This window comes from Streptomyces sp. NBC_01268 (genome assembly GCF_036240795.1).
GTDB lineage: Bacteria > Actinomycetota > Actinomycetes > Streptomycetales > Streptomycetaceae > Streptomyces.
The window spans coordinates 5,209,642-5,235,092 of record NZ_CP108454.1; the positions used below are offsets into that span (position 1 = coordinate 5,209,642).

Sequence of the window (25,451 nt, forward strand, 5' to 3'; positions counted from 1 at the left end):
GATCAGGGGGCGTAGCCGGAGATGACCAGGCCGTCGGCGAGCGTGATGAAGAGCGCTCCGCCGGCGGCCAGGACGCTCTCGGAGCCGTCGCTGCGCGGGGACACCTCCTGCGGATCGGTGAAGGAGGCGCTCCTGCCGCCGGACTGCGTGGACGACTCCTCCACGGGCACCGAGGAGACCTTGCTGCCCTGGACGGTGAGGAACCGGTCGCCGGCGAAGGCGGCCCGCTCGCCCTGTTGGGGCTCCCGTGCACGGGCGGCGCCCGTCCTCAGGTCGTACTCGTAGAGGTGCGTGCCGTCGCCCAGCACCACGACCCCCTTCGCGCTCACCACCGGCGCCCCCGCCGTCCGCACCCCCTCGCCCAGGGTCCGCACCCGCTCCAGCGTCCGCGCGTCGAGCACGGTCACCCCGTCGCCCGAGCCCACGCACAGCACGCTGTCCCGGTGCACGGTGACGGCGTAGCAGCCGTACGCGTCCGAGCCGCGCGCCGTCACCGTGCCGCCGCGGGCGTCCAGGGCAAGCACCCGCCCGTTGCCGGGTACGAAGACCGCGCCACCCGACACGACGGGCTGCTCCGGCAGGACGTCGAGCCGCCGCCGCCACAGCTCCTTGCCGCCGTCACCCGGCCGCACGGCGGTCACGAGGCCCGAGCTCTCGTCGGCCGTGCCGACGTACGAGGTGTAGAGCACCCCGTCGTGCAGGTCGGTGCCCTTCACCGCCCAGCCGCCCTTCGGCAGCCCCCGCTTCCATCGCTCCGCCCCGTCCTTCAGGCCGTACGCCGTGACCCCGTCGCCACCGGTGACGGCCACCAGGTCGCCTACGACCGCCGGGTACTGCGGGGCCGTCCGCGGCGCGGCGCCGCGGCCCGGCTTCGACCACAGCACCGTGCCGTCGGCCGCGGAGAGCGCCGACACCGCGCCGCCGGCGCCCGTGCAGAGCAGGACCTCCGGCGCGAGCGCGCAGGCCCCCACCCCCGCATCGAGCCGCCGTGTCCACGGGGACCAGCCCGCAGGACGCGAGGAGCGCTGGGAGCCGACCGTCCCGTAGTCGCCGCCGTGCCCCTCGCCGCCGTACGGCAGGACCACCTGGCTCAGCGTGCGCGGGGCGGCGGGACCGGACGTCCCCGCCGACGGCGAGGTGGTCGCGGACGGTCCCCGGCCGTCCGAGCCGGCAGAACCACCGTGCTCGCCGCCCCTGTTGAGGAACACGACCCCCGCCACGCCCACGGCGGCCACCGCCACCAGGGCCGCCGCGATCCGCCCCCGGGGCCGCCGCCGCGGTGCCGCCACGACGGGCTCCACGGGCCGGTACCCCACCGCCGTCGGGGAGTACGGCACCACCGGCCCGAGCGTCGGCAGATCCGCCACGCCCGCACCCGACGCGGCCTCCTCCCCGACCCGCCGCGCGGCCTCCCCGTACTCGGCGAGCAGCGACAGCACCCCGCCCGGCCACGGGAACGCCTCCGGCACCTCCATGCCGCCCAGCAGTCCCACCAGCTCCGCCGCCGACGGCCGCTCCGCCGGATCGAGCCGCAGGCACCGCTCCACGATGGGCCGCAACTCGGGCGACACACCGTCCAGTTCGGCCTCGGCCCGGCTGATGCGGTAGATCACCGCCGCCATCTCGTCGTCGTGGAAGGGCCCCCGCCCGCTCGCCGCGAACGCGAGCACCGCACCCAGGCAGAACACGTCCGACGCGGGCACCACCGCCCGGCTGCCGATCAGGTGCTCCGGCGACATGAACCCGGGCGAGCCGACCACCAGACCCGTCGAGGTCAGCGCCGTCGCCTCGAAGGCCTGCGCGATGCCGAAGTCGATCAGCTTCGGCCCGCCCGCGCCCAGCAGCACGTTCGCCGGCTTCAGGTCCCGGTGCAGCACCTTCACGCCGTGCACCGCGTCCAACGCCCGCGCCAGCGCGGCCCCGAGCGCCCGCACCGCCGCCACCGGCAGCGCTCCGGACCGTACGACCGCCTCCGCGAGCGAGGGGCCCGGCACGTACTCGGTCGCCAGCCACGGGGCGGGCGCGTCGGCGTCCGCGTCCACGAGCCGCGCCGCGTACGGGCTGTCGACCGCCCGCGCCGCCGTGATCTCGCGCCGGAACCGGGTCCGGAAGTCCCCGTCGACCTCCAGGTCCTCCCGTACGGTCTTCACGGCGACCATCCGGTACGGGTCGGCCGTCGGCTCGTCCGCCCGGCAGGCCAGATGGACCTCGCCCATGCCGCCCGCGCCGAGCCGGGCGAGCAGGCGGTAGGGGCCGACGAGCCGCGGGGGGCCGGCGGGGAGTGCTTCCAGCACGGGAACGCGCCTTTCCGGGGGTCTCAGCGGGGGAGTGCGACGGAGGCGACGTCACCCTTGTCGTACACGAGGTAGGCGATGCCGCCGACGGGGAGGGCCTGGGGGGCGCGCAGCATCTTGTCGAAGGTGTTGCCCCAGTTCGGGTCGTACCCGTCCTCCTCGACGCGCGGACCGGGCGCCCCCGGCACCGGCGTGACCTTCAGCCCGGCGGGCTTCCCGTCCTTGCCGAGCCGCACGGTGTACAGCGAGGCGTAGTCCGCGTACACGACCTGGTCGCCCGCGAGCAGCGGCGCCGACCAGGCCTGGGAGAGCCCGGCGGGCGCGGGCTTCGCCGGGTAGGCGCCCAGCTCCTTGCCGTCGCGCGGGTCGAAGATGCGCAACCCGCCCTTCTCGCCGTCGAGTCCGACCGCCGTCCGCTCGGTCACGACCGCGGGCTTCTGGTCCGTGAACGACGCGGGCAGCGTCTTCACCGAGGCGAGCGTGGCGGAGTCGAGCAGGTGGGCGTGGGTCGAGGTGCCGTCGCTGTGGGAGACGTCGACGCAGTACGCGTACGCCCCGAACACCTTGATCTCCTCGCAGGTGCGCGCGTCGTCGTCGACCTGCCCGCGCACGGCACCGGTCTTCGCCTCGTAGGCGATGATCCCGCCGTCGCTGAGCGCGTACAGAAGGCCCTGGGCGTAGGCGACGGGCTCGAAGTCCCGGAAGTCGGAGCGGGCGAGGCCGCTGTTGGTGAGCGTCTTGGTCCACAGCCTGCGCCCGTCGGCCAGGGAGTACGCGTACAGGCTGACGTGGTCGGTGTAGTTCTCCTGGCCCTTCTCCGTCGGCGCCGCGACGAAGAGCATGCCGTCGGCGACGACCGGGCGGCTGCCCTCGCCCTGCTGCGCCCAGGCGTCCTTCTCCCACCTCACCGCGCCCGTGCGCGCGTCCCGGACCTGGACCCGCTCGCCGTACGCGAGCACGACGAGGCCGTCGTGGACGAGGGGCCGGGCCGCCTCCTGGGCGATGAAGACGCCGCCGGTGGGGCCCACGTAGCTCATCTGCGGGGCGTCCTTGACGTTCGGCCTGGCCTCCCACAGCCGCTTCCCGTCCGCCGGGTCCAGCGCCTCGAAGGTGCCGTTCGTCGTCCGGCACACCAGCACCCGCTCGTTCCCCGAGCAGCCGAAGGCGGGCGCCTTCAGCTTCGCCCGCCACGGCTTCCAGCCGGCCGGGCGCTGGGCGGCGTTCTGCGGGACCACTCCGGAGGCGTCCACGAGACCCTGGTCGTCGACGCCGGGGACGCGGGGCCCGGCGGCGGGCGCCTTCGGCCCGGCCGCGACCGGCTTCCGCGGCCCCTTCGGCTCCGGCCACAGGACGTACGCGCCGAGGCCGCCGCCCAGGACGGCGAGGGCCACCGCGGCCGCGAGCAGCGCCCGGCGGCGCCGCTTCGGGGGCGCCGGGGCGACGGTCGGGCCGGTGGGCGCGACGGTGGGGGCGAAGTGCAGTCCCGGCGGCCCCGAGGTGACGACGGGAGCCGTCGCAGGGAGCTCCAGGAGGGGGCCGCCCGCGGCGACGAGCTGGGCGAGCTCCGTGCCGTACTCGCCGATGTGCTCGCGGACCGGCACCGGCCACGGCGGCGCCTGCCGCTCGCCGCCGAGGAGCTCGACGAGGGCCTCCGGCGTGGGCCGGGCCGCGGGGTCCGCCGACAGGCAGGCGGCGACGACCTCCCGCAGCTCCTCGGGCAGCCGCTCCAGATCGGCCTCGGCCTGCGAGACGCGGTAGAGGACGGCCGCGACGGGACCGTCGCCGAAGGGGTCCTCGCCGGTCGCCGCGTAGCAGAGCAGCGAGCCGAGGCAGAAGACGTCCGAGGCCGCGGTCACCTTGCGGGCGCCGGCGACGTGCTCGGGCGACATGAAGGCGGGAGTGCCGACCATGAGGCCGGTCGCGGTCATGGTGGTGGCGCCGTGCGCGCGGGCGATGCCGAAGTCGATCAGGCGCGGGCCGTCGACGGCGAGCATGACGTTGCCCGGCTTGAGGTCGCGGTGGAGCACCCCGGCCGCGTGCAGGTCGGCGAGGGCCCGGGCGAGGCGCGCACCGAGCGCCCGGACGGCCGGGACGGGCAGCGGGCCGGAGCGGCGCACGGCCTGGGAGAGGCTGGGGCCCGCGACGTACGCGGTGGCCAGCCACGGCACCTCGGCGTCGGCGTCCCCACCGACGGGCGCGGCGGCGTGCGCGCTCCGGACGAGGCCGGCGACCCGGATCTCGCGGCGGAAGCGGTCACGGAAGGCGGGGTCGCCCGCGAAGTCGCGCCGTACGGTCTTGACGGCGAAGAACTCTCCGGAGGCGTCGAGCCGCGCGAGGAAGACCTCGCCCATGCCGCCGGCGCCGAGCCGGGCCAGCACCTCGTACGGTCCGATCCGCCGTGGCGCGCCCTCGCGCAATGCTCCCAGCACCTGCCCCATCCCCCTTGAGTGGCCCGATGCCGCCGATCATTGCATGGGCATGCCGAAGGGCCGGTCCCTTCCGGGGGACCGGCCCTTCGGCTCGCTCAGGGGGTGGCTCAGCCGCTGTACGGCTTGGCGCTGAGGATCTTCACCATGGCCATCTTGCCGTTCGGCAGCTCGTACTCGGCGTCGTCGCCGGCCTTCTTGCCGTTGACGCCGATGCCCAGCGGGGACTGCGGCGAGTACGTCTCGATGTCGTCGCTCGCGTACTCGCGCGAGGCGAGCAGGAAGGTCATCGTGTCGTCCTCGTCGCCGTCGAAGGCGATCGTCACGACCATGCCCGGCTCGACGATGCCGTCGTCCGCGGGGGCCTCGCCGACCTTGGCGTTCTGCAGGAGCTGCGTGAGCTGGCGGACCCGGAGCTCCTGCTTGCCCTGCTCCTCCTTGGCCGCGTGGTACCCGCCGTTCTCGCGCAGGTCGCCCTCCTCGCGCGCCGCGGCGATCTTGGCGGCGATCTCGGTACGCGCGGGACCAGACAGGTACTCAAGCTCGTCCTTGAGCTTGTTGTACGCCTCCTGGGTGAGCCAGGTGACGTTCTCGCTGGTCTGGGTCACAGGTGCTCCTCGTAGGTACTGGGAATACAAAGCATCGCCCTACACGGAAAGGATGCGCCTTCCCGGGTGGGCGAAACCACGAGCCTAACAATGAGTGGCGAAAAGCGGGAGGACATAAACCATCAAGATGGCGTCATCCCAGGTCACCGTGGTGACCCGCCCGAGCTCGTCCCGGGCTCCCTACCCACCGCTACCGCGCCGTACACCCCAGCAGCTCGGCGTTGGTCGCCTTCGCGGTCGTACGGATCGAGTAGACCTTGTCGAGGCGGGTGCCGGTCTCCTCGACGGGCACGTCCTTGCGGCCGACCTCGGTGCCGTCCTCGGAGCGGGAGCGCAGCGTGCAGACGCCCGTGGCGTCGGCGTCCTTGCGGATCTCCAGGTGGACCTGGACCTCGGTGTCGCTCACCACGTCGAACTTGATCATCTCGGCGCTGATCTTCGTGCCGCCGACGTAGTGCCAGCCGAACCAGCCGATCATGGCCAGGAACAGGGTGCCGAGCACGGCTCCGACGATCTTGAGCTTCCGGTCGGCGCGCTCGTCCGCGGAGCGGCCGTAGCGCCCCTCGGGCAGCTGCTCTCGCACCGCGCTCATGATCGTTCCCTTCGCCGTGTGAACCCCCGGCCGGGGGCCCGGAATTTTCCCTCCCCCGATTCCGTCACTATAGAGACCTCCCTAGGCGACGAATCACTGAGGATCGAGTCTTGACTGAGCAGCTGCGACTGATGGCCGTTCACGCCCACCCCGACGACGAGTCGAGCAAGGGCGCGGCGACGATGGCCAAGTATGTGTCCGAGGGGGTGGAGGTCCTCGTGGTGACCTGCACGGGCGGCGAGCGTGGCTCGATCCTGAACCCGAAGCTCCAGGGCGACCCCTATATCGAGGCCAACATCGACGAGGTCCGCCGTAAGGAGATGGACGAGGCCCGCGAGATCCTCGGCGTCGGCCAGGACTGGCTGGGCTTCGTCGACTCGGGCCTGCCCGAGGGCGACCCGCTGCCGCCGCTGCCGGAGGGCTGCTTCGCCCTCGCGGACGTGGACGAGGCCGCCGGTGAGCTGGTCCGCCGGATCCGCGACTTCCGTCCCCAGGTCATCACGACCTACGACGAGAACGGCGGCTACCCGCACCCCGACCACATCATGACCCACAAGATCACGATGGTGGCCTTCGACGGCGCGACCGACACCGAGAAGTACCCCGAGGCGGAGTTCGGCCCGGCCTTCCAGCCGCAGAAGCTCTACTACAACCAGGGCTTCAACCGGCCGCGCACCGAGGCCCTGCACAACGCCCTCCTGGCCCGCGGCCTGGAGTCGCCGTACGGGGACTGGCTCAAGCGCTGGGACGAGTTCGGCGGCAAGCCGCGCAACCTCACCACCCACGTCCCCTGCGCGGACTTCTTCGAGACCCGCGACAAGGCGCTCATCGCCCACCGCACCCAGATCGACCCCGACGGCGGCTGGTTCCGGGTCCCGATGGACATCCAGAAGGAGGTCTGGCCGACCGAGGAGTACGAGCTCAGCAAGTCCCTCGTCGCCACTTCCATCCCCGAGCAAGATCTCTTCGCGGGCATCCGCGAGAATGCCTGACATGAGCGCACACCTGGCAATGACCCAGCTCGTCCCCTTCGCCGCCGAAGAGCTGGACAAGAACAAGGTGACCCCCGGCGTCCTCGGGTTCGTCGTCTTCGCCGTGCTCGCGCTGGCCGTCTGGGGCCTGATGAAGTCGATGAACCGCCACATGCACAAGATCGACTTCACCGAGGCTCCCGACCCGGCCACCGCGGGCCCCGCCACCCCCTCCACGGGCCCGGCGGACAAGTAACCGCACACCCCCGTACGGGCCCCGGCACCGCCGGGGCCCGTACGGGCGCTGCCCGGCCAGGGCCGGCGCGGCCGGACCGCGGCTAGCCCGCCTCCACCGACACCCCCATCACCTCCCGCGCGTGCCGCCCCGGCACCATGCCCAGGTCCCAGGCCTGCCAGCCCGTCTCGCGCGGGGTGCCGCGCTTCAGGACCAGGGCGTACGCCTCGGCGCAGTCGTCCAGACGGGGGTCGCGGGCCGGGTGCCGGGTGGCGGTGAGGGCGGCGAGCTCCTCGCGGGCCCGGTCGGGGTCGGGGAGCAGGGTGCAGCGCAGGAAGCGGGCCCAGCCGGTGCCGCGGTGGTCGCCGTACGTGGCGAAGAGGCGGGCGGCCTCCTCGCACAGCTCCAGGGCCTGGGCCGTGCGGTTGTTGCCGGCGTCCACGATCGCCAGCTCCAGGCAGGTCCAGGCCTCGCCGTGGGCCACGCCGATGCGGTGGAAGTCCGCGCGGGCGTCCATCAGGAGCTGGCGGGCGAAGCCGGAGTTGCGGAGGTTGCCGGTCTGGGCGGCCCGCTGGTCGCGGGTGACCCGGCCCGAGTGGTGGCGGGCGCACGCCAGGCCGTAGACGTCCCGCATCCGAGAGAACATCGTCCGCGCCCGCTCCAGCTCCCGCACCGCCTGGTCCCGGTCGCCCCGCTCCTCCAGGGCGTGCCCCAGGTAGTAGAGGGTCCACGCCTCGCCGCGGGCGTCCTCCTGCTCCCGGTGCCGGGACAGCGCCTGCCGCAGCCCCTCGACCGCGGGCGCCACGTCCCCGTCGACCAGCCGGGCCCGGGCCAGCTGGGTCAGCGCCCAGGCCTGGCCGCGCCCGTCATGGGTGCGCCCGTACCGGTCGAGCGCCAGCCGCAGCTCGTCCTCGGCCCGCGCCACCTCGCCCGTCCGCAGGAACACCTGGCCCCGCTGGAAGTGGGCCCAGGCCTCGCCGTGCAGCGACTCGTTCTCGCGGTGCAGGGCCAGCGCCCGGTCGAGGAGCGTCAGGGCCTCCGCCAGGTTGGCGCGGTCCCGCTCCACCGCCGCCAGGGCGTGCAGGGTCCAGCCCCGGTCCGCGGCCAGCGACTCCGGTTCCTGGAGGGCCAGCGCCTCACGCAGCCGCGCCGACGCCTCCGACAGGTTGCCCTGGTGGTGGAGGGTGATGCCGAGCGAGCACAGGGCGAGCGCCGCCCCGGCGTCCTGGTGGGCCTCCTGATAGAGGGAGACGACCGAGGTGAGCGTCGTGCGGGCCTTGTCCAGCTCGCCCAGCTGGCGGGCCGCGATGCCGGTCCGCCACTGCACGGAGCGGGACAGCAGGCCCTGGCCCACCGCGTCCGTCAGCTCGTTGATCTCGCCCAGCCGGTACAGGTCGCCGCGCAGCAGGCAGTAGTCGCACAGCGCGCCGAGCAGGTCGAGCACCGTCTGCTGGTCCACGCCCTCCGCGTGCCGCAGCGTCGCCGTGATGAAGCTGGACTCCTCGTCGAGCCAGCGCAGCGCCGCGTCCAGCGAACCGAAGCCGTGCCCGCCGAAGCGGTCGGCGCGGGTCGACATCTTCCCGTCGACCATGCGGATCACCGCGTCCGCCAGCTCCGCGTAGTTGCGGATCAGGCGTTCCTGCGCGGCCGCGATCTCCGCCTGGTCCTCCTCCTCGACCAGCCGCGCCGCCGCGAACCCGCGCACCGCGTCGTGCAGCCGGTACCGCTCCCCGCGCACGTGGTCGAGCAGCCCGGCCGCGGCGAGCTCCCGCAGCAGCCGCGCCCCTTCCGCGCCCGGGGCGCCCAACAGCGCCCCCGCGGCGGCCGCCCCCAGCGAGGCCCGCCCCGCCAGCGGCAGCCGGCGCAGCAGCCGTCGCCCGTCCTCGTCGAGGCCCGCCGCGTACCCGGCGGCCAGCGCCCGCTCCACCGGACCGGCGTCCGCGCCGGCCGCGCCGAGCAGCTCGACGACCGTGTGCGGGGCCCGCCCGTCGAGCAGCGCCCCCGCCGCCCGCAGCGCCAGCGGCAGACCGCCGCACAGCTCCCGCGCCCGCGCGAGGCCCTCCGCGTCGTACGGCTCCCCGGCGCCCTCCGCCGCGCCCAGGAGCTCCTCCGCGCCCGCCTCGTCCAGCGCCGTCACCGGCAGCGCGTGTACCGTGGCCGGCACGTCGTCGCCGAGGTCCAGCGGGGTGCGGCAGGTGACCAGGACCAGGCTGTCCGAGCGCTCCGGCAGCAGCGTCCGCACCTGCGCCGCGTCGACCGCGTCGTCCAGGACCACCGTCACCGGAAGCCCCGTCAGATGCTGGTGGTACAGCTCCGCGAGCCGCCGCACCTGCTGCTCCGCCGACGCGCGCTCCCGGAACAGCAGCTGCTCGCGCGGCGCGCCCAGCCGGTTCAGCAGGTGCAGCAGCGCCTCCCGGGTGGCGAGCGGCTTCTCGCCGCGCGTCGCGCCGCCCCGCAGGTCCACCACACAGGCCCCGCGGAACTGGTCCCGCAGCGCGTGCGCCGCCCGCACCGCCAGCGTCGTACGGCCCGAGCCGGGCGTCCCGTACAGCATCACCACCGTCGGCCGGGTCGTCGTCGACGCCCGTCCCGCCTGCACCCACCGGGTGATCTCCGCCAGCTCGGCCCGCCGCCCCGCGAACGGCCCGGCCGGCTCCGGCAGATGCCCGAAGGACTGCTCCAGGACCGTACGCCGCCGGGCCGCCGCGCTGCGGTCCGCGCCCCGCAGCCGCTCGACGACCTTCTGCGGGGGCTGCCCCGCGGTGCCGAGGAGCACCCGCTGCTGCTCCAGGAAGGGCCGTACGCCCCGCGTCTCCAAGGCGGTCAGCCACCGCAGCCGCAGCTGCTCCACCCCGCCCGGCCGGCCGAGCTCCCCGGCCCTGCGGTGCGCCGCAGCCCGGCGTCCGGCGCCCGCCTTCAGGGCGGTCGCCGTCGCTCCCGCCACCGCCACCACGGCGCCCGCGCCGAACGCGGTGCCGGCGGCGGTGCCCAGCGCCAGGTCGCCGCCGACCGCGGCGACCGCGGCGACGGCCGTCACCAGCGCGGGCGTTCCGAGCCCGGCGGGGGAGGCGGGGGCCGCCCGTCGGCTCTCCCCTTCCTCCCCTTCCTCGTGCTCAAGGGCCCGCAGGTAGTCCGCGTACTCCTCCGCCGCCGACGCCGTCAGCGTGTCCAGGGCGGCCCGGCCGCGGGCGAGCAGCGCGTCCTGGTCGACACGGCCCGCGGAGCGCCGCACCTCCTCCGCCACGGCCCGTTCCCACAGGCGCTCGGCCTCGCTCCGATGGCTGTCCCGCATGCGCGTCCCCCTTCGCCAGCCGGAGGCATCCGGCCCGAACAGTCCGAGGACAAGTGTCCTGCGGGACGCCCGCCGACGCGAGGGAGCGGTGCGAAACCCCCGTGATTGCAAGGGAGTCGGGGCCGGACCCGGATCATCCGAACGGCTGCCCGTCGACCTCGCGTCCGATGGCGTTCATGTGCTGAATACCGCGTCCGGGTGACGCCCCGGAACCAATCCCTCCCGAGGCAGTTGATCAGGTCGCTTCGGTCAACGGAGCAGTTCCGGGCCATCGAGCTCAAGAAGGAAGATCTCGTGATCAAGAAGGTTCTTGCCACCGCTGCGGTTGCCGCCTCCGTCGTGGGCATGGGTGCGTCGACGGCCATGGCTGCCGGCAACGACGGCGGCAGCGCCAACATCATCGGCAACCAGTCGAAGCAGTCCATCGGCAGCAACTCCACCGGTGGCTACATGAGCCCGAACTTCGGCCTCATCAACGGCGGCGTCCTGCACTGCTTCGACGTGCAGAAGGTCGAGGCGCAGGTCCCGATCGGCGCCCTCATCGGTGTTCCGATCGCGGTCCAGGACGTCCTGGGCAACCCGATCTCGAACCAGACCTGCACCCAGAACTCCGTGCAGCAGAAGGGCGACGACGCTCTGTCGCACATCCTGGGCGAGGTCCTCTCCCAGAACGGGAACGTCGGCGGCTGACGCCTGCCTCTCGTGTGAAGCGGCCCCGTTCCTCGCATTCGACCTGCGAGGAACGGGGCTCGCTTTGCAGTATCGGTGCCCCGTTCGCGTTCCGCCCACTCGTGGCGCGCGGGCGGGCTCCTTCGTATGGGCCTCCGATGCGCAAGGATGGGGACATGCCGAACAGACTGGCCCATGAGACCTCCCCGTACCTCCTCCAGCACGCCGACAACCCGGTCGACTGGTGGCCCTGGTCGGCGGAGGCCTTCGAGGAGGCCCGGCGCCGCGACGTGCCGGTGCTCCTCAGCGTCGGCTACAGCTCCTGCCACTGGTGCCACGTGATGGCCCACGAGTCCTTCGAGGACGCGGAGACGGCCGCGCTGGTCAACGAGCGCTTCGTCGCCGTGAAGGTGGACCGCGAGGAGCGCCCCGACGTCGACGCCGTCTACATGGAAGCGGTCCAGGCGGCCACCGGCCAGGGCGGCTGGCCGATGACCGTGTTCCTCACCCCGGACGCCGAGCCCTTCTACTTCGGCACCTACTTCCCGCCCGAGCCCCGACACGGCATGCCGTCCTTCCCCGAGGTCCTCGACGGTGTCGCGCAGGCCTGGACCGACCGCCGCGGCGAGGTCGCCGAGGTCGCCGCCCGGATCGTGAAGGACCTCGCGGGCCGCTCCCTCGCCCACGGCGGCGACGGCGTCCCCGGCGAGCCCGAACTCGCCCAGGCGCTGCTCGGCCTCACCCGCGACTACGACGCGAAGTCCGGCGGCTTCGGCGGCGCGCCCAAGTTCCCGCCGTCGATGGTGCTGGAGTTCCTGCTGCGCCACCACGCCCGTACCGGGGCCGAGGGCGCCCTCCAGATGGCCGTCGACACCTGCGAGGCGATGGCCCGCGGCGGCATCTACGACCAGCTCGGCGGCGGCTTCGCCCGCTACGCCGTCGACCGGGACTGGGTGGTGCCGCACTTCGAGAAGATGCTGTACGACAACGCCCTGCTCTGCCGGGTCTACACCCACCTGTGGAGGGCCACCGGCAGCGAGCTCGCCCGCCGGGTCGCCCTGGAGACCGCCGACTTCATCGTCCGCGAACTGCGCACCCCCGAGGGCGGCTTCGCCTCCGCGCTCGACGCCGATTCGGACGACGGTACGGGCCGGCACGTCGAAGGCGCCTTCTACGCGTGGACCCCGGCGCAGCTCGCCGCCGCCCTCGGCGAGGACGACGCCGCGTACGCCGCCCGGTACTACGGCGTCACCGAGGAGGGCACCTTCGAGCACGGCTCCTCCGTCCTCCAGCTCCCGCAGGACGCCGGGGTCGCCGACGGCGAGAGGGTCGCCTCGATCCGGGAGCGGCTGCTCGCCGCCCGTGAGGAGCGGGCCCGCCCCGGTCGCGACGACAAGATCGTCGCCGCCTGGAACGGCCTCGCCATCGCCGCCCTCGCCGAGACCGGCGCCCTGCTCGACCGCCCCGACCTGGTCGAGCGCGCCACCGAGGCCGCCGACCTGCTGGTCCGCCTCCACCTCGACGACGCCGCCCGCCTGACCCGTACCTCCAAGGACGGGCACGCCGGGGCCAACGCCGGGGTCCTGGAGGACTACGCCGACGTCGCCGAGGGCTTCCTCGCGCTCGCCTCCGTCACCGGCGAGGGCGTCTGGCTGGAGTTCGCCGGCTTCCTGCTCGACATCGTCCTGGACCAGTTCACCGCCGAGGGCGGCGCGCTGTACGACACGGCGCACGACGCCGAGCCGCTGATCCGGCGTCCGCAGGACCCCACCGACAGCGCGACCCCGTCCGGCTGGACCGCCGCCGCCGGAGCGCTGCTCTCCTACGCGGCGCACACCGGCTCCGAGCCCCACCGGGCCGCCGCCGAGGCGGCCCTCGGCGTGGTCAAGGCGCTCGGACCGCGCGCGCCCCGCTTCATCGGCTGGGGTCTGGCGGTCGCCGAGGCCCTGCGCGACGGGCCGCGGGAGATCGCCGTGGTCGGCGCCCGTGACGACGACGCCTTCCGCGCCCTGTGCCGGACCGCCCTCGACGCCACCACTCCCGGCGCGGTCCTCGCCTTCGGCCCGCCCGACAGCACGGAGTTCCCGCTGCTGAAGGACCGTCCGCTGGTGGCCGGGGGCGCCGCCGCGTACGTCTGCCGGCACTTCGCCTGCGAGGCGCCGACGACGGACCCGGCCGAGCTGGCCCGCGCGCTGACCCGCTGAGCGTCGCCGCCCAGCGGGTCGGACGGGGTCAGTCGCAGAGCAGGGACTTGCCTCCCGCGGGCTTGTACTCGCCCAGCGGGGTCTGGCTCTGCGGGGTGGGCCGCGGCTTCGGCAGCGGCTTGTCGGCGCGCATCTTCGCGAAGACGTCGTCGGCGTACGGCACGTCCCACGAGATCGTCGCGCCGACACCCGGGATGAGCGGATTGATCTTCTCGATGGGCACGGTGGCGAACTCCGTCCGCTCCGGCGTGAGCTTCCGCAGCCGGCCCGCCAGCGCCAGCAGCTCCGGCGCGCTGATCGCCCGCTCCGCCTTCGCCCTGCCGCGCAGGGTCTCGGCGAACCAGCGCATCCAGTCCTGGTCCCGGTACAGATGGGCGCGGACCTCCCGGAGCGTGTTGACCACGAACCGGTGCTGCTTCTTGATCCGTCCGAAGTCCGCCTGGCCGTCGGCCTTCCGCGAGCGGACGTACTGGAGCGCCTCACCGCCGTGGACCTTGCGGGTGCCCGGCCTGAGGTCGATCCCGGTGGACGGGTCCTTGAGTCGCTTCTTGGTGCAGATCGGCACGCCCTCGATGACGTTCACCGAGTCCATGAACCGCCGGAAGTCGACCTCCAGATAGCGGTGGACCGGGGTCTTGGTCATCGCCTCGACCATCTCGATGGCGAAGGACGCCCCGCCCTCCTTCCAGGCGCTGTTGAGCTTCGCCGGGTGCGGGGGGTGCATCTCGCCGGTCTCCCGGTCGCGGTGCTCGGGGAACTCGGTGAGCGAGTCGCGCGGCAGGCTCACCACGCTGACCCGATCGTTCTTGGCGGAGACGTGGACGAGCATCATCACGTCGCTGCACCGGCAGTCGTGGTTGCCGATGTGGTACTTGATCCGCTCCTCGGGAGTGACGCGCTCACGCGAGTCGATCCCGACGACGAGGATGTTGAGGCCTCCCTTCGGCGACGGCAGGTCGGACGGGGCCAGCGCGAGTGAGCCGGAACCGAGCGCGACCAGGGCCGTGGACAGGAACAGCAGGCGTCCTGGGCGGGGGAATTTCATGGAGAAACGTTAAATCGGACGCATTCGCACACAGGTACGCGACGCGGCGTGGACCGGTCGAATCACTCTCCTGCGGAGGCTGTGTCATGATGCCGGGACCACACCGGAAGGAGCGAATATGACGCCCGAACCCGGAAAATGGGAGCGGATGGCCTTCATTCCGAAGAGCCGATATGTGGCCGACCCCCCGCCGGTCGACCGGGAACCCTTCCCGCTCTACTCTTCGCTGGCCAGGCAGTGGATGCAGGCCGGGCGGGCCGTGCCGGGAGTCCCGGACCGCGAATGGGAACGGCTCGTCCGTACGCCGATCTGGCCGCGTTGAGCGGCGATTCGGCGCATTCGGGGTAAGCGAATGAGTGAATTAGGGAAGTCCGACGATAAGCCGGTTTCCTTTCCGGGGCAGGTTCGTTGGGGAGTGTGCAGCGGAGAACGGTCTTCGCCGTAGGAAAGGATCCAGACGAAATGAAGTGTAAGAAGGCTGCCGCCGTCGTCGCCGGTCTGATCATGGCCCTGGGTGCCGCCACCCCCGCGATGGCCGACGCCGAGGCCGAGGGCATCGCCGTCGGTTCGCCGGGCGTCCTCTCGGGCAACGTGGTCCAGGCTCCGATCCACATCCCGATCAACGTCTGCGGCAACAGCGTGAACATCATCGGCTTCCTGAACCCGACCGCGTTCAACACCTGCATCAACGCCTGACGTCCGCGTCACGGCCACGGGCCGGCCCCGGGGAGCGTCCACCACGCTCCCCGGGGCCGGCCTCCGTCGTGTCAGCGGGCGGCGGCCACCGGCTCCGCGCCCGAACGCGGCCGCCCCACCCGGCCCCCGCCGGCCCGCAGCCGCTGCCGCACGCCCCTCACGAGCCGGCCGGCCGTGTAGCCCGCGCCGAACACGAAGCGCATCGACGGTCCGTACGAGGGCGCCGTGAGCAGTCCGGCGAGGAAGAGGCCCGGTCGGGACGACTCGAACAGCGCCCCCACCTCGGGCGCCCCGCCGGGCCCGACCCGGCGCAGCCCGGCCCGCAGCTCGGGAGCGAGCACGTCCGCCCGGTCCAGGCTGGGCACGAAGCCGGTCGCCGCGACGACGTGGTCCGTCTCCACCACGGAGGTCCCGTCCCGCCCCTCCACGTCGAGCCGCAGCCGCTCGTCACCGGTCACCGTCGCCGCCGTGACCCGCCGGCCCAGCCGTACGTCCCCGACCGCGCCGAACCGCTCGCGCAGCCACCAGGCACCGGCCGGGCCGAGCGCCGAGTCGAAGATCCGCTCACGGGTGGCGGCGGGCAGCCGCCGGAAGATCCCCGGGGTGTCCGCGTACAGCCGGTTCTGCCAGCCACAGCCGAGCCCCGTGTGCGGTGCGCGCAGCGACTGCCAGGTGCCCCGGTCGAGCGCCGGCGGCAGCGTGTTCCAGTTCAGCCGGTCCGAACGGGCCAGGATGCGCACGGCGGCGCCCTGTTCGGTGAGGATCGCGGCGGTCTCCAGGGCGGCCTGCCCGGCGCCGATCACCGTGACGTCCCGGCCCGCGAAACCGTCCAGCTCGCCGTGGTGGCTGGAGTGGGTGACGTACCGGCGGGGCAGTCCGCGCAGCGGCCCCGGCACCTCCATGAAGGGGAGCACGCCGACGGCGAGCGCCACCGTGCGGGTGCGGAAGGCCTCGCCGTCCTCCGCCGTCACCTCGAAGCCCTCGCCGCCGGGGCCGGGCGCGACGCGGGAGATCAGGCGCTCGTCCAGCGCGGGCACCGCCTGGCGGGCGAACCAGTCGCCGTACGCGGCGAAGAACCCGACCGGCAGCGGCACCCCGTGCTCGGCGCGGATGCCCTGGGTGGCCGCGTAGGCGTCGAGCCCGTACGAGCCCCGCGGGTCGGAGAGATGGGAGGCCCACGGCTCGGACTTGAGGAACATCGCGGAGGGCATGGCGTGCCAGGACTCCATGGGGCGGCCGAAGACGCGCAGCTTCAGCCCGTGCGCCGCCGCGTGGGCGGCCACGGAGAGACCGTAGGGTCCCGCGCCCACAATCACCAGGTCGTACATCGTGTGTTCCGCCTTCGTCGTTCCGGGCGTGAGGACGCCGGGGGTGTGTCGGGGGTGTGTCGGGGGGTGCCGGGGATGTGCCGGGTGTGTCTCGTGGGTCAGGTGTGTGTCGGGTGGTCGGGGGCGGTCGGTGCAGTGCGGTGCAGTCCGGTGGAGTGCGGTGGAGTGCGGTGGAGGCCGGTGCAGTGCGGTGGGGGCCGGTCCGGCCTCCACCCGTCAGTGCTTGGTCATCTGGCCGGGGCGGCTGCGGGCCGACGGCGGCGAGGCCACGCCGGCCGGCCGCCGGGGGCGCCCGCTCCGCAGCGCCCGACGGAGCCTCAGCAGGCCCTTGCGGAGGACGTGGGAGCACCAGGCGCGCAGCATCGCGAAGGCCGGGGCGAGGTCGTCGACGGCGAACCAGGCCGTCTCGAACCGCTCCCCGAGCGGCCGCGAGGCGCCGGGCTCGGCCGCGTACCGGGGGCGCGGCGAGGCCAGGCAGGACAGGGCCGCGTAGTTCTCCACGACGAAACGGCGCCCGTACGCGGGGGCGTGCGCCGGGACCGTGCGGCCGGTGAGGTCGAGGTGCATCGCGCGGATCACGTCGAGCCCGTCCCGGTCGGCGAAGAGCCGGAACTGGGCGCCGGGCCGCGGGTTGAAGTCCAGCAGGTGGTAGGCGCCGGTCGCCCGGTCGAGCCGGAAGTCCAGGTCGCACACGCCCCGGTAGCCGAGCGCGGCGAGCAGTTCGCGCGCCATCGTGTCGACGGCCGGGTTCACGCTCCAGCGGCCGACCGCGGTGAGCCCGGCGCCGTCCGGCCAGGAGCGCTCCTTGCGGCCGGTGGACCCGGTCGCGCAGCCGCCGCGGGAGTCCACGTACCCGTGGAAGAACCAGTCGAGGTCCCGGCCGGGCGGCAGCAGCTCCTGGAGCAGCAGCCTGCTGCCGGCCTGCGGGGTGCGCGCGTACAGCTCACGGACCTCGGCCAGTGAGCTCACGATCGACGTGCTGCGCAGCCCGCCGCCGGGCGGCAGCAGCCAGGGGCGGCTCCATTTGGCGATCACCGGGAGTCCCAGCGACCAGGCCATGGCGGCGGCCTCGTCGGTGCTGGTGGGGAGTTCGGTACGGGGGTGGGGGAGCGACAGGGCCCGGCAGGTCTCGGCGAGCTGGGCCTTGTCGGCGACCCTGGTGAGCTGCTCCGGCGACTGGTCGGGCAGCAGATAGCGCTCGGCGAGCTCGGGGCGGCACTCGGCGAGGGACAGGGCCGTGATGTCGTCGAGGGGCACCAGGACCGCGGGGTGCGCCGGGGAGCCGGGCAGCCGGTCCGCGATGCGCAGCAGCAGTCGGGTGAGTTCGGCCGGGGACGGCTCGGCGGGGCGGAGGTGGGCGCCGTGGAGGTAGCGGGAGCGGACGACCGGACTGGACAGCGACTCGACCACCGCGTGGACCGGGACGCCCGCCCGTCCGAGGGACCGCGCGGCGCCGAGCGTGCCGTGGTGGAAGGGGTTCGGGTCGAGCCGCACAAGGACCGCGGGGACGCGGCTGTCAAAACTCGGCACGGCATGTCCTTAGTCTCGAATGCCCCAACTGGGGGATGAAGAATCCTCTAATGGACTATTGATCAGATCCAAGCCGAGTTCTCGGTCGGCTCATTAGGAATACTTTCGGAGTATCAGATTGACGGACCGTCAAGTGGCGCGAGCGATGAAGAGGGAGCTGCCATGGCAGACCGAAAGAGACGGACTTCGAGAACATGGCTGGGGGTGTTCACCGCCGGCCTCCTCGCATCAGGTTCTGTCGTGCTGTCGTCTCCCGCTCGCGCCGCCGAATCCGTAACGACCCGGGACCCCCAACCGACTCTGTCCGGGGCGATGGGGGCCTTCCTGGAATCCGGCCCGCTCGGGGTGGCCCGGATCGCCCAGCTGGAGCGGTGGCTCGGCGGCCACGAGCTCCGGGTCGGCCACACCTACCTGCCCGGCGACGTCTGGTCGAACATCGAGGGCCCGCCCGGCTTCCTCGACGCCTGGGCGGACTGGCGCAACCAGCGCACCGACCGCCTGTTCGTCCTGAACGTGCCGATGCTGGAGCGCAACGAGGCCGGCGTCTCCGACTACGAGGTCCGCCGTCAGCTGCAGTTGGGCGCCGCGGGCTACTACGACCACCACTTCCGCAAGCTCGCCGAACGGCTGGTCGACCTGGGGGTACCGGACACGGTCGTCGTCCTCGGCTGGGAGATGAACGGCACGACGTACACCAGCCGGTGCGGGCCGGACCCGACCTCCTGGAAGAAGTACTGGAACCGCATCGTCACCGCGATGCGCTCCGTACCCGGACAGACCTTCCGCTTCGACTTCAACCCGAGCCGGGGCAAGGACGCGGTTCCGTGGACGGAGTGCTACCCGGGTGACGACACGGTCGACGTCATCGGCATGGACTCGTACGACCAGCCGGCCGGTTCGAGTTTCGACCAGCACGTGAGCGAGCCCTACGGGCTTCAGGCGCAGGTCGATTTCGCGGCCGAGCACGGAAAGCGGATCTCCTATCCGGAATGGGGCCTGTTCCGGAACGGAGACAACCCCGAGTACATGCGGCGCATGCTCGAATGGATGAAGCAGCACAAGCCGCTGTATCACACGATCACCGATTACTGCCCGCACGGTGTCTGGCAGTGCGACGACAATCCGAAGTCGTCGCTGGTGTTCCGTCAGATGCTCTACGGGGTCGACCCGACGCAGCCCACGGACCCGACGGACCCGACGGACCCGACGGACCCGACCGAGCCGACGGAGCCGACGGATCCGGTCGACCCGACGGAACCCACGGATCCGACGCATCCCACGGATCCGACGGACCCGGTGGACCCGACGCATCCCACGGATCCGACGCATCCCACGGATCCCACGGACCCGACGGACCCGACGGACCCGGTGGAGCCCACGGACCCGACGATCCCGGTGCCCAAGCCGGACCCGAAGCCGGACCCGAAGCCGGACCCGAAGCCGGACCCGAAGCCGGACCCGAAGCCGGACCCGAAGCCGGACCCGAAGCCGGACCCGAAGCCCGAGCCGAAGCCGGACCCGAAGCCCGAGCCGAAGCCTGACCCCAAGCCGGACCCCAAGCCCGATCCGAAGCCGGATCCCAAGCCGGATCCCAAGCCGGATCCCAAGCCGGATCCCAAGCCGGACCCGAAGCCCGAGCCGAAGCCCGACCCCAAGCCCGAGCCGAAGCCTGACCCCAAGCCCGACTGCTGGACCGTGAACCTCGGTTCATGGGTCGAGAGTTGGATCGGCGGGCCGGTCTGTGTTCCCAAGGACTCCTGGAAGGACACGGTGAAGGACTCCGTGAAGGACTCGACCAGCTGGACGAACGGCCTCGGTGTCGACTGGAAGGGCGCCCTGAAGGGGGTCTGGCCCTTCTGACCGGCCGGTGAGGGGGCCGCGCGGCGGCGGAGGAGCTCATCCTCCGCCGCCGTTCGGCGTCCGGCCGGGCAGCCGGCCCAGCGCGCGCCCCAGCCACTCCCGCTCCCGGGCCTGCCGGGCCGCCCAGCGCCGCCCCGCCGCCGCGCCCGCGCGCAGCCACAGCAGCGGCGCCGAGCTCCGGACGCCCAGCAGGAGGCGCTGGTTGGGGACCGTCTCGGGGCGCCAGTGGTGCTTGTACGGTTCGGTGCCGCGCAGCATGCTCAGCGTCGCCCGCCCGCTCGCGCTGGTCTCGCGGGCCCCGTGCCGCAGCAGCATCGTCGCCACGTCGACCTTGCGGGCGCGCAGTGCGGGGTCGGCGCCGTACAGGTAGCCGCCCGCGAGCCGCCGCGACATGAGGGTGAGGTCGGCCGCCACCACGTCCCCGGCGAGCCGGAACTCGGTGACCATCGCGTCGCCGCACTCGACCATCGGCCGCACCGCCCGCGTCAGGTGCTGGGCGAACCGCTCGCTCGTGTGCTCGGCGGTCACCCCACGCCCCTGCCACTGGAGTTGGTGCAGCGACAGCAGGCGCTCCAGGGCGGCCGGGACCTCGGGCGCGGGCACGATGTGCTCGTCGATGCCGAGCGCGTCCAGCTTGCGCAGCTTCGCCCGCACCCGCTGGGCCTTGCCCGACGGGATGCGTTCGAGCAGGGCCTCCATCGGTACGGCCGGCAGCTCCAGGCAGAGGGAGTCCGCGAGCCGTCGCCGGGGGCCGCGCCACGCCTCGAAGACCCGCTCGGCGGCCGCCCCCGGCCGTACCTCGCGCAGGTCGATCAGCGTGCCGCGCGCCGCGCCGGCCAGGGCCTCGGCGAGCGCGGGCACCGCGTCCGGGCAGCCGTCGTCGAGGAGCACGTCGGTGAAGTCGGTGATCGTGCCGCCGAGCTGGGTGAGGACCGGCAGCGGTCCCGGGGCCCGCATCAGCGGAGCCGCCGCGACCAGGGTGCCGTCCGCCCGCCGGACCAGGACCACCCGCAGCGCGCCCGGCCGGCCGTACGACAGCCACCAGGAGTGCAGCCACGCGTGCGACTGGAACGGCGTCGCCGTCGCGCACCGGGCGTACAACGCCGCCCACTCCGGGCCGAGCCGGCCGAACTGCGCGCCGTCCCGGCAGGTCTCCGCGTGCAGGGATCTGCCGCTCACACCGCCTCCGGCTGCGCCGCCACGGCCGGCCCCGGCACGGAGGCGCCCTGCCGGGAGTGGCGGGCCTCGGCCCGCGCGGCCCGCTTGGGCCGGACCAGCAGGACCAGGCCGCCGAGCAGCCCGCCCGCACAGGCGCCGACCAGCGCCGACAGCGGCGCCGACGGGGACACCGGCGTGACCGGCTTCGTCGCCCGGGAGAACTGGACGACCTTCACGCCCGTGTTCGAGGCGACGTGCGAGCTGTCGAGGACCAGCGCGCGGGCCACCCCGTCGGCCATCGACACGGCCTGCGCGGGCTTCGCCGAGCGGGCCGTGATCGAGATCATCGGCGCGTCCGGCGAGGTCGCGGCCTGTACGCCGGAACGCAGCGTCTCCGCGGAGACGCCCGCCCACACCTGGGCGTCGCCGGTCACCGCGATGTCGGTGGCGACCCGCCCGTACGCCTGGGCGAAGCCGAGCGCCGAGGCCGGGTCGGACTTCTCCGACGGGACGACGATGACGTAGCTGGTCGCCGCGTACTGCGGTGCCTTCAGGGCGCCGTAGCCGCCGCCGAGGACCGCGCCGGCGAGCGCGGCGGCCGGCAGCACCATCCAGCGGGCGGGGGTGAGGAGGGAGGAACGTGGCGGGGTCGTGGTCATGGTGCTCAGCTCTCACTTCACGGGAAGAGGGGTGCCGTGGACGGCCTGGTCGTAGAGGGACAGCAACTGCCGGGCGCTGTGCGCGATGTCGTAGTGGCGGGCGGCCTCCGGCTGCGGCAGCCGTCCGGCCGGGGCGTCCCGCAGCTCGCGCAGGGCGCCGATCAGCTCGGGCACGGACTCGCCGATCCGGCGGGCGCCGGGCGCGGCGCCCGCCGGCAGGTCGTCGATCGCGGGACAGGCCACGTACAGCACCGGCAGCCCCGCCGCCAGCGCCTCGACGACCGCGAGCCCGAAGGTCTCGTCGGGGGAGGTGGACACGAAGACGTCCATCGCGGCGAGCAGCGACGGCAGATCGGGCCGCCCGCCCGCCGGACCGGTCGGCGGGTCCGCGAACGCCCCCGCCAGCAGCACCCGGTCGGCGGCCCCGCACTCCCCGGCCACCCGCAGCAGCTCCGCCCGGCGCTCGCCCTCGCCGACGAGCAGCAGCCTCGCCCGCGGCACCGAGGCCACCGCCCGCACCAGCCGGTCGAACCGCTTCCCGGGCGCCAGCCGCCCCACCCCGCCGACCACGAACGCGTCGGCGGGCAGGCCGAGCGCCGCCCTGGTCATGGCCCGCGCCCGCGGGTCGTGGGCGAAGCGGCCGGTCTCGATGCCGTTCGGCACCACCCGGATCCGGGACGGGGCCACGCCCCACCGGGCCAGGCGGCGGGCGACGCTCGGCGAGACGGCGACCGTGGAGGTGCCGAGCCGCTCGGACGCCAGGTACAGCGCCCGTGTCCCGGCCGACAGCGGGCGGCCCTCGATCTGGGCCTCGCCCAGGGAGTGCTCGGTCGCGATGACGGAGCGGACCCCGGCGAGCCGCGCGGCCGCCCGGCCGTACACGCAGGCGCGGTACAGATGGGTGTGGACGAGGTCGTAGCCGCCCTGCCGGATCAGCCGGGTCAGCCGGGGCAGCGCGCCCAGGTCCCGGTTGCCGGTCATGCCGAGGTGGGTGACCGGGGTGCCGTCCGCCTCGATGCCCTCGGCGACCGCCCCCGGGTTGGTCAGCGTCACCACCCGCCCCCGCACCGGCAGATGGCGCAGCAGCAGCCGCAGCTGCTGCTCGGCACCGCCGATGCCGAGCCCGGTGATCACATGCAGCACCTTCAGCTCCGCGCTCATGACAGGACGGCCCTGGCCGGACCGCCGTGCGCGGGGAGCACGTCGGCGGGCCGCGTGCGGCGCAGCGGGTGCAGGACCCGCTTGGCGGTCAGCCGCCAGGAGGTGTCGGCCTCGCCGACGTGCACCCGCGGCAGGGCGAACGTGCTGCTCAGCGGGCCGGGGTCGATCGCGCAGGCGTGGCTGTAGCCGGCCTTGCGGACGGCGCGCACGACCCGGGCGTCGACCCTCCCGTACGGGTAGCAGAAGCCGCCCACCGGTTCGCCGGTGATGTCCTCGATGAGCTCGCGGCTGTGCCGGGTCTCGGCGACCAGGCCCGCGTCGTCGCCGTCCGCCAGTGCCACCAGGTCGACGTGGCGCAGACCGTGCGAGCCGATCTCCATGCCGGCGGCGGCCGCCCGCCGGATGCCGTCCTCGTCGAGCAGCGCCTTGCGCGGGCCCACCGCGTCCCAGGAGTTGTCGCCGCCGAGGCGGCCGGGCAGCACGTACACGGTCGCGGTGAAGCCGTGCCGGCGCAGCAGCGGCACGGCCGATTCGAGGAAGTCGGCGTAGCCGTCGTCGAAGGTCAGCCCGACGAGCCCGCGGGCCCGGCCCTCGGCCGCCGCCGCGAGCAGCTCCCGCACGGACACCCCGCGCAGCCCCCGGTCGCCCAGCCAGTGCAGCTGCCGGGCGAAGCGCACGGGCGAGACGGTCACCCGGTACGGATCATCGGGGCTGTCCGCGATCGAGTGGTACATCGCCACCCACAGGGGTGGCTCCGGCAGCAGTCGACGCAGCACGTCGGCGGGCATGGGGGGTCCTTCGGCAGGCGGATCGGGGGAGGGGCGGAATCTCGGGCGCCTTGGCGGCGCACGCGATGAACAGCACGAACACGCCGACGACCACGAGCGCGGCGACGGTGACGGCGACCGCCGGCGGGCCGATCGCGACGGAGCACAGCCAGCCGGCACCGGTGGCCCAGGCGCCCGCGGTGGTGAGCCGCAGCAGGCCCTCGCCGAGGCGGCGCACGTCGATCGGCACGGACTGGCGGTGCGCGCCGAGCAGCAGCATCACGGCGGTCACGGTGATGCCGAGCGCGTTGGCGCCGGCGATGCCGGCGGCGCCCCACAGATGGGCGCCGACCGTTCCGGCGAGCCCGGTCGCCGCGAGCCCGGTGGCCATGGCGGCCGCCGGGTACCAGAGCGGGCGGACGGCGGAGAAGTAGCAGCGGACCAGGGCGCCGACCATGGTCTGGCCGAGCAGGCCGAGCGAGTACACCCGCATGACGGTGGCGGTCGCGGCCGTGTCGGAGGCGTCGAACGCGCCGCGCTGGAACAGCAGCTGGACGATCTGCGGCGCGGCGGCGACGACCGTCGACGCGCCGATCAGGACGACGACCGCGGCGAGCAGCAGGTCCCGCTCGACCCGGCGGCGGGCCGCCTCCGCGTCACCGGCCGCGAGGGCGCGGGCGATGACGGGGAAGCTGACCGTGCACAGCATCAGGGAGAGGATCATCGGCATCTGCGCGACCTTCTGCGCGTAGTTCAGATGCGAGATGGCCCCGGCCGGGAGCGGCGAGGCGAGGAAGCGCTCGATGAGGATCTGCGACTGGCGGGTGAGCGCGAAGACGATGACCGGCGCGATCATCCCGAGCACGAGCAGCCGCCCGTCGCCGGCCGGCACCGGCACCGGCTCCTCCTTCGGCACCGGCCGGGTGCGCAGCTCCCGCACCAGCGAGGGCGCCTGCACCAGCACCATCAGGGCGCCGCCGACGGCGACCCCCGCGGCGGCGGCCCGGACACCGAACGGCTCGCGCAGGACCAGGATCGTGCCGATGATGCCGACGTTGTACGCCACGTAGATCGCGGCCGGCGGCAGGAAGGAGCCGTGCGCGCGCAGGGCGGCCGAGCAGTACCCGGCGAGCGCGAACGACAGCACGCAGGTCGCCGTCAGACGGGTGCAGTCGACGGCGAGCCGCGGGTCCGGGAGCCCCGGCGCCAGCGCGGACACCAGCAGCGGGGCGGTCGCGACGAGCAGCGCGGAGACCGCGGCGACGGCCAGCACGAGCCGGGGCAGCGTGGCCCGTACGAGGGCCCGGACCGGGTCCCCGAACAGGCTGCCCGAGCGGCGGGCCAGGGCGCGCGAGAAGGCGGGCACCAGGATCAGCGCCATCGCGTCCTCGATGAGCAGCGTCGACGCGAACTCCGGCACCGTCCACGCCACGAGGAACGCGTCGGTCTCGGCGCCCGCTCCGAAGTACCGCGCCAGGATCTGGTCCCGTACGAGTCCGAGCACCGCCCCGACGGCCGTGAGCGCCGCCGTCACGAAGGCCGCCCGGAGCAGGAAGCGGCCGGAGGGCGTCGAGGGGGTCGAGGTCCTGCGGCGGGCGTGGCGGGCGGTGCCCGTCTCCGGGCGGGCGGCGGGTGCCGCCCGGGGCGTCCAGCCCTGCGGGCCGCCCGCGGGAGGGACCGGGCGGGCGGCGGGTTCGAGGGGGCGGGCGCCGCCGGCCAGCGGGCGGCCGCCCAGGAGCGCGGTCCGCCCGTCGTGCTCCGGGACCGGAGCCGTCTCGCGCCCGGCTCGGCGCACGCCCCGGGCACCGGACGGAGCCCGGTGCCCGGGGCCGCCCGCCCGGCCCGCCCGCCCGGCCACCGTGGCGGCCCGCGCCGCCGGCGTCCCGGCCAGGGCCCGCGCTCCGTGGGCGCGTGCCCCGGTCGCGTGCCGCCGCGCCTCGGCCCCGGCGGGGCCGT

19 protein-coding genes and 1 pseudogene are annotated in these 25,451 nt (G+C 74.1%); 7 read left to right on the forward strand and 13 right to left on the reverse strand.

The annotated features are described in order from the left end of the window. Nucleotides 1–2 precede the first annotated feature (2 nt). From OG309_RS23570 to OG309_RS23585, 4 genes are all read right to left on the reverse strand, one after another. Nucleotides 3–2,294, reverse strand: a complete 2,292-nt coding sequence (locus OG309_RS23570) for a protein kinase domain-containing protein (protein WP_329423433.1) — start codon at nt 2,292–2,294, stop codon at nt 3–5. 23 nt (nt 2,295–2,317) lie between these two features. Beyond that, entirely contained in the window at nt 2,318–4,732 is a 2,415-nt protein-coding gene (locus tag OG309_RS23575) for a protein kinase domain-containing protein (RefSeq protein ID WP_329423434.1), read from the reverse strand. 98 nt (nt 4,733–4,830) lie between these two features. Then, nucleotides 4,831–5,328, reverse strand: a complete 498-nt coding sequence (gene greA / locus OG309_RS23580; protein ID WP_329423436.1) for a transcription elongation factor GreA — start codon at nt 5,326–5,328, stop codon at nt 4,831–4,833. Between the two features lie 190 nt (nt 5,329–5,518). After that, nucleotides 5,519–5,920 carry a DUF4307 domain-containing protein gene (locus tag OG309_RS23585; RefSeq protein WP_329423438.1) on the reverse strand — a complete coding sequence of 134 codons (402 nt, stop codon included), beginning with the start codon at nt 5,918–5,920 and terminating at the stop codon, nt 5,519–5,521. 110 nt (nt 5,921–6,030) lie between these two features. Between OG309_RS23585 and mca the strand changes: the two genes are divergently transcribed. Both mca and OG309_RS23595 read left to right on the forward strand, forming a co-directional pair. Then, entirely contained in the window at nt 6,031–6,912 is an 882-nt protein-coding gene (gene mca / locus OG309_RS23590; protein WP_329423440.1) for a mycothiol conjugate amidase Mca, read from the forward strand. After that, nucleotides 6,905–7,147: a hypothetical protein gene (locus OG309_RS23595; RefSeq protein ID WP_329423442.1), complete on the forward strand. Its 243-nt coding sequence runs from the start codon at nt 6,905–6,907 to the stop codon at nt 7,145–7,147. Before mca ends, OG309_RS23595 begins: the two co-directional genes overlap by 8 nt. Nucleotides 7,148–7,229: 82 nt before the next feature. Here OG309_RS23595 and OG309_RS23600 read toward each other — a convergent pair whose 3' ends face one another. Then, the gene (locus OG309_RS23600; protein WP_329423443.1) at nt 7,230–10,418 is read right to left on the reverse strand and encodes a tetratricopeptide repeat protein; all 3,189 of its coding nucleotides are present in this window, start codon (nt 10,416–10,418) and stop codon (nt 7,230–7,232) included. Between the two features lie 294 nt (nt 10,419–10,712). Here OG309_RS23600 and OG309_RS23605 point away from each other — a divergent pair, with 294 nt between their 5' ends. Further along, entirely contained in the window at nt 10,713–11,108 is a 396-nt protein-coding gene (locus OG309_RS23605; RefSeq protein ID WP_329423445.1) for a rodlin, read from the forward strand. 155 nt (nt 11,109–11,263) lie between these two features. After that, nucleotides 11,264–13,291 (forward strand): thioredoxin domain-containing protein, encoded by a 2,028-nt coding sequence (locus OG309_RS23610; RefSeq protein ID WP_329423446.1) that lies wholly within the window; start codon nt 11,264–11,266, stop codon nt 13,289–13,291. A 28-nt stretch (nt 13,292–13,319) separates the two neighbouring features. Here the strand turns inward: OG309_RS23610 and OG309_RS23615 are convergent, their stop codons facing one another. Beyond that, nucleotides 13,320–14,336, reverse strand: a complete 1,017-nt coding sequence (locus tag OG309_RS23615; protein ID WP_329423448.1) for an LCP family protein — start codon at nt 14,334–14,336, stop codon at nt 13,320–13,322. A 118-nt stretch (nt 14,337–14,454) separates the two neighbouring features. On the opposite strand from OG309_RS23615, the gene OG309_RS23620 reads away from it, so the two are divergent. Together OG309_RS23620 and OG309_RS23625 are read left to right on the forward strand one after the other, a co-directional pair. Then, on the forward strand, nt 14,455–14,658 hold the full coding sequence (locus OG309_RS23620) for a hypothetical protein (protein WP_329423450.1): 204 nt from the start codon (nt 14,455–14,457) through the stop codon (nt 14,656–14,658). A gap of 140 nt (nt 14,659–14,798) precedes the next feature. Then, nucleotides 14,799–15,032, forward strand: coding sequence for a chaplin (locus OG309_RS23625; RefSeq protein ID WP_329423452.1), 234 nt, complete (start codon nt 14,799–14,801; stop codon nt 15,030–15,032). 71 nt (nt 15,033–15,103) lie between these two features. Here the strand turns inward: OG309_RS23625 and OG309_RS23630 are convergent, their stop codons facing one another. Then, nucleotides 15,104–16,360 carry an FAD-dependent oxidoreductase gene (locus tag OG309_RS23630; RefSeq protein ID WP_329423453.1) on the reverse strand — a complete coding sequence of 419 codons (1,257 nt, stop codon included), beginning with the start codon at nt 16,358–16,360 and terminating at the stop codon, nt 15,104–15,106. A 216-nt stretch (nt 16,361–16,576) separates the two neighbouring features. Beyond that, complete coding sequence (locus OG309_RS23635) at nt 16,577–17,890, reverse strand: carboxylate--amine ligase (RefSeq protein WP_329423455.1); 1,314 nt, start codon at nt 17,888–17,890, stop codon at nt 16,577–16,579. Between the two features lie 162 nt (nt 17,891–18,052). Here OG309_RS23635 and OG309_RS23640 point away from each other — a divergent pair. Continuing rightward, nucleotides 18,053–19,174 (forward strand): annotated as a pseudogene (locus tag OG309_RS23640) (glycoside hydrolase family 26 protein); the annotation flags it as partial. Between the two features lie 612 nt (nt 19,175–19,786). On the opposite strand, the gene OG309_RS23645 reads toward OG309_RS23640, so the two are convergent. The 5 genes from OG309_RS23645 to murJ are packed head-to-tail and all read right to left on the reverse strand — an operon-like array spanning nt 19,787 to nt 25,230. After that, nucleotides 19,787–20,929: a GNAT family N-acetyltransferase gene (locus OG309_RS23645; RefSeq protein WP_329423459.1), complete on the reverse strand. Its 1,143-nt coding sequence runs from the start codon at nt 20,927–20,929 to the stop codon at nt 19,787–19,789. Continuing rightward, nucleotides 20,926–21,567 carry a lipopolysaccharide biosynthesis protein gene (locus tag OG309_RS23650; protein ID WP_329423461.1) on the reverse strand — a complete coding sequence of 214 codons (642 nt, stop codon included), beginning with the start codon at nt 21,565–21,567 and terminating at the stop codon, nt 20,926–20,928. Before OG309_RS23650 ends, OG309_RS23645 begins: the two co-directional genes overlap by 4 nt. 12 nt (nt 21,568–21,579) lie before the next feature. Continuing rightward, nucleotides 21,580–22,716, reverse strand: coding sequence for a glycosyltransferase (locus OG309_RS23655; protein ID WP_329428512.1), 1,137 nt, complete (start codon nt 22,714–22,716; stop codon nt 21,580–21,582). Between the two features lie 8 nt (nt 22,717–22,724). Continuing rightward, entirely contained in the window at nt 22,725–23,516 is a 792-nt protein-coding gene (locus OG309_RS23660; protein ID WP_329423463.1) for a polysaccharide deacetylase family protein, read from the reverse strand. Then, nucleotides 23,431–25,230: a murein biosynthesis integral membrane protein MurJ gene (gene murJ / locus OG309_RS23665; RefSeq protein WP_329428514.1), complete on the reverse strand. Its 1,800-nt coding sequence runs from the start codon at nt 25,228–25,230 to the stop codon at nt 23,431–23,433. Before murJ ends, OG309_RS23660 begins: the two co-directional genes overlap by 86 nt. Between the last annotated feature and the right edge of the window lie 221 nt (nt 25,231–25,451).

Bases quoted from the DNA above. Each gene is read 5' to 3' on its own strand.
- OG309_RS23620 (WP_329423450.1), top strand. From the start codon at position 14,455: ATGACGCCCGAACCCGGAAAATGGGAGCGGATGGCCTTCATTCCGAAG.
- OG309_RS23660 (WP_329423463.1), bottom strand. From the start codon at position 23,516: ATGCCCGCCGACGTGCTGCGTCGACTGCTGCCGGAGCCACCCCTGTGG.
- OG309_RS23610 (WP_329423446.1), top strand. From the start codon at position 11,264: ATGCCGAACAGACTGGCCCATGAGACCTCCCCGTACCTCCTCCAGCAC.
- OG309_RS23650 (WP_329423461.1), bottom strand. From the start codon at position 21,567: ATGACCACGACCCCGCCACGTTCCTCCCTCCTCACCCCCGCCCGCTGG.
- OG309_RS23630 (WP_329423453.1), bottom strand. From the start codon at position 16,360: ATGTACGACCTGGTGATTGTGGGCGCGGGACCCTACGGTCTCTCCGTG.
- OG309_RS23595 (WP_329423442.1), top strand. From the start codon at position 6,905: ATGCCTGACATGAGCGCACACCTGGCAATGACCCAGCTCGTCCCCTTC.
- OG309_RS23625 (WP_329423452.1), top strand. From the start codon at position 14,799: ATGAAGTGTAAGAAGGCTGCCGCCGTCGTCGCCGGTCTGATCATGGCC.
- OG309_RS23585 (WP_329423438.1), bottom strand. From the start codon at position 5,920: ATGAGCGCGGTGCGAGAGCAGCTGCCCGAGGGGCGCTACGGCCGCTCC.
- OG309_RS23575 (WP_329423434.1), bottom strand. From the start codon at position 4,732: ATGGGGCAGGTGCTGGGAGCATTGCGCGAGGGCGCGCCACGGCGGATC.
- OG309_RS23615 (WP_329423448.1), bottom strand. From the start codon at position 14,336: ATGAAATTCCCCCGCCCAGGACGCCTGCTGTTCCTGTCCACGGCCCTG.
- OG309_RS23600 (WP_329423443.1), bottom strand. From the start codon at position 10,418: ATGCGGGACAGCCATCGGAGCGAGGCCGAGCGCCTGTGGGAACGGGCC.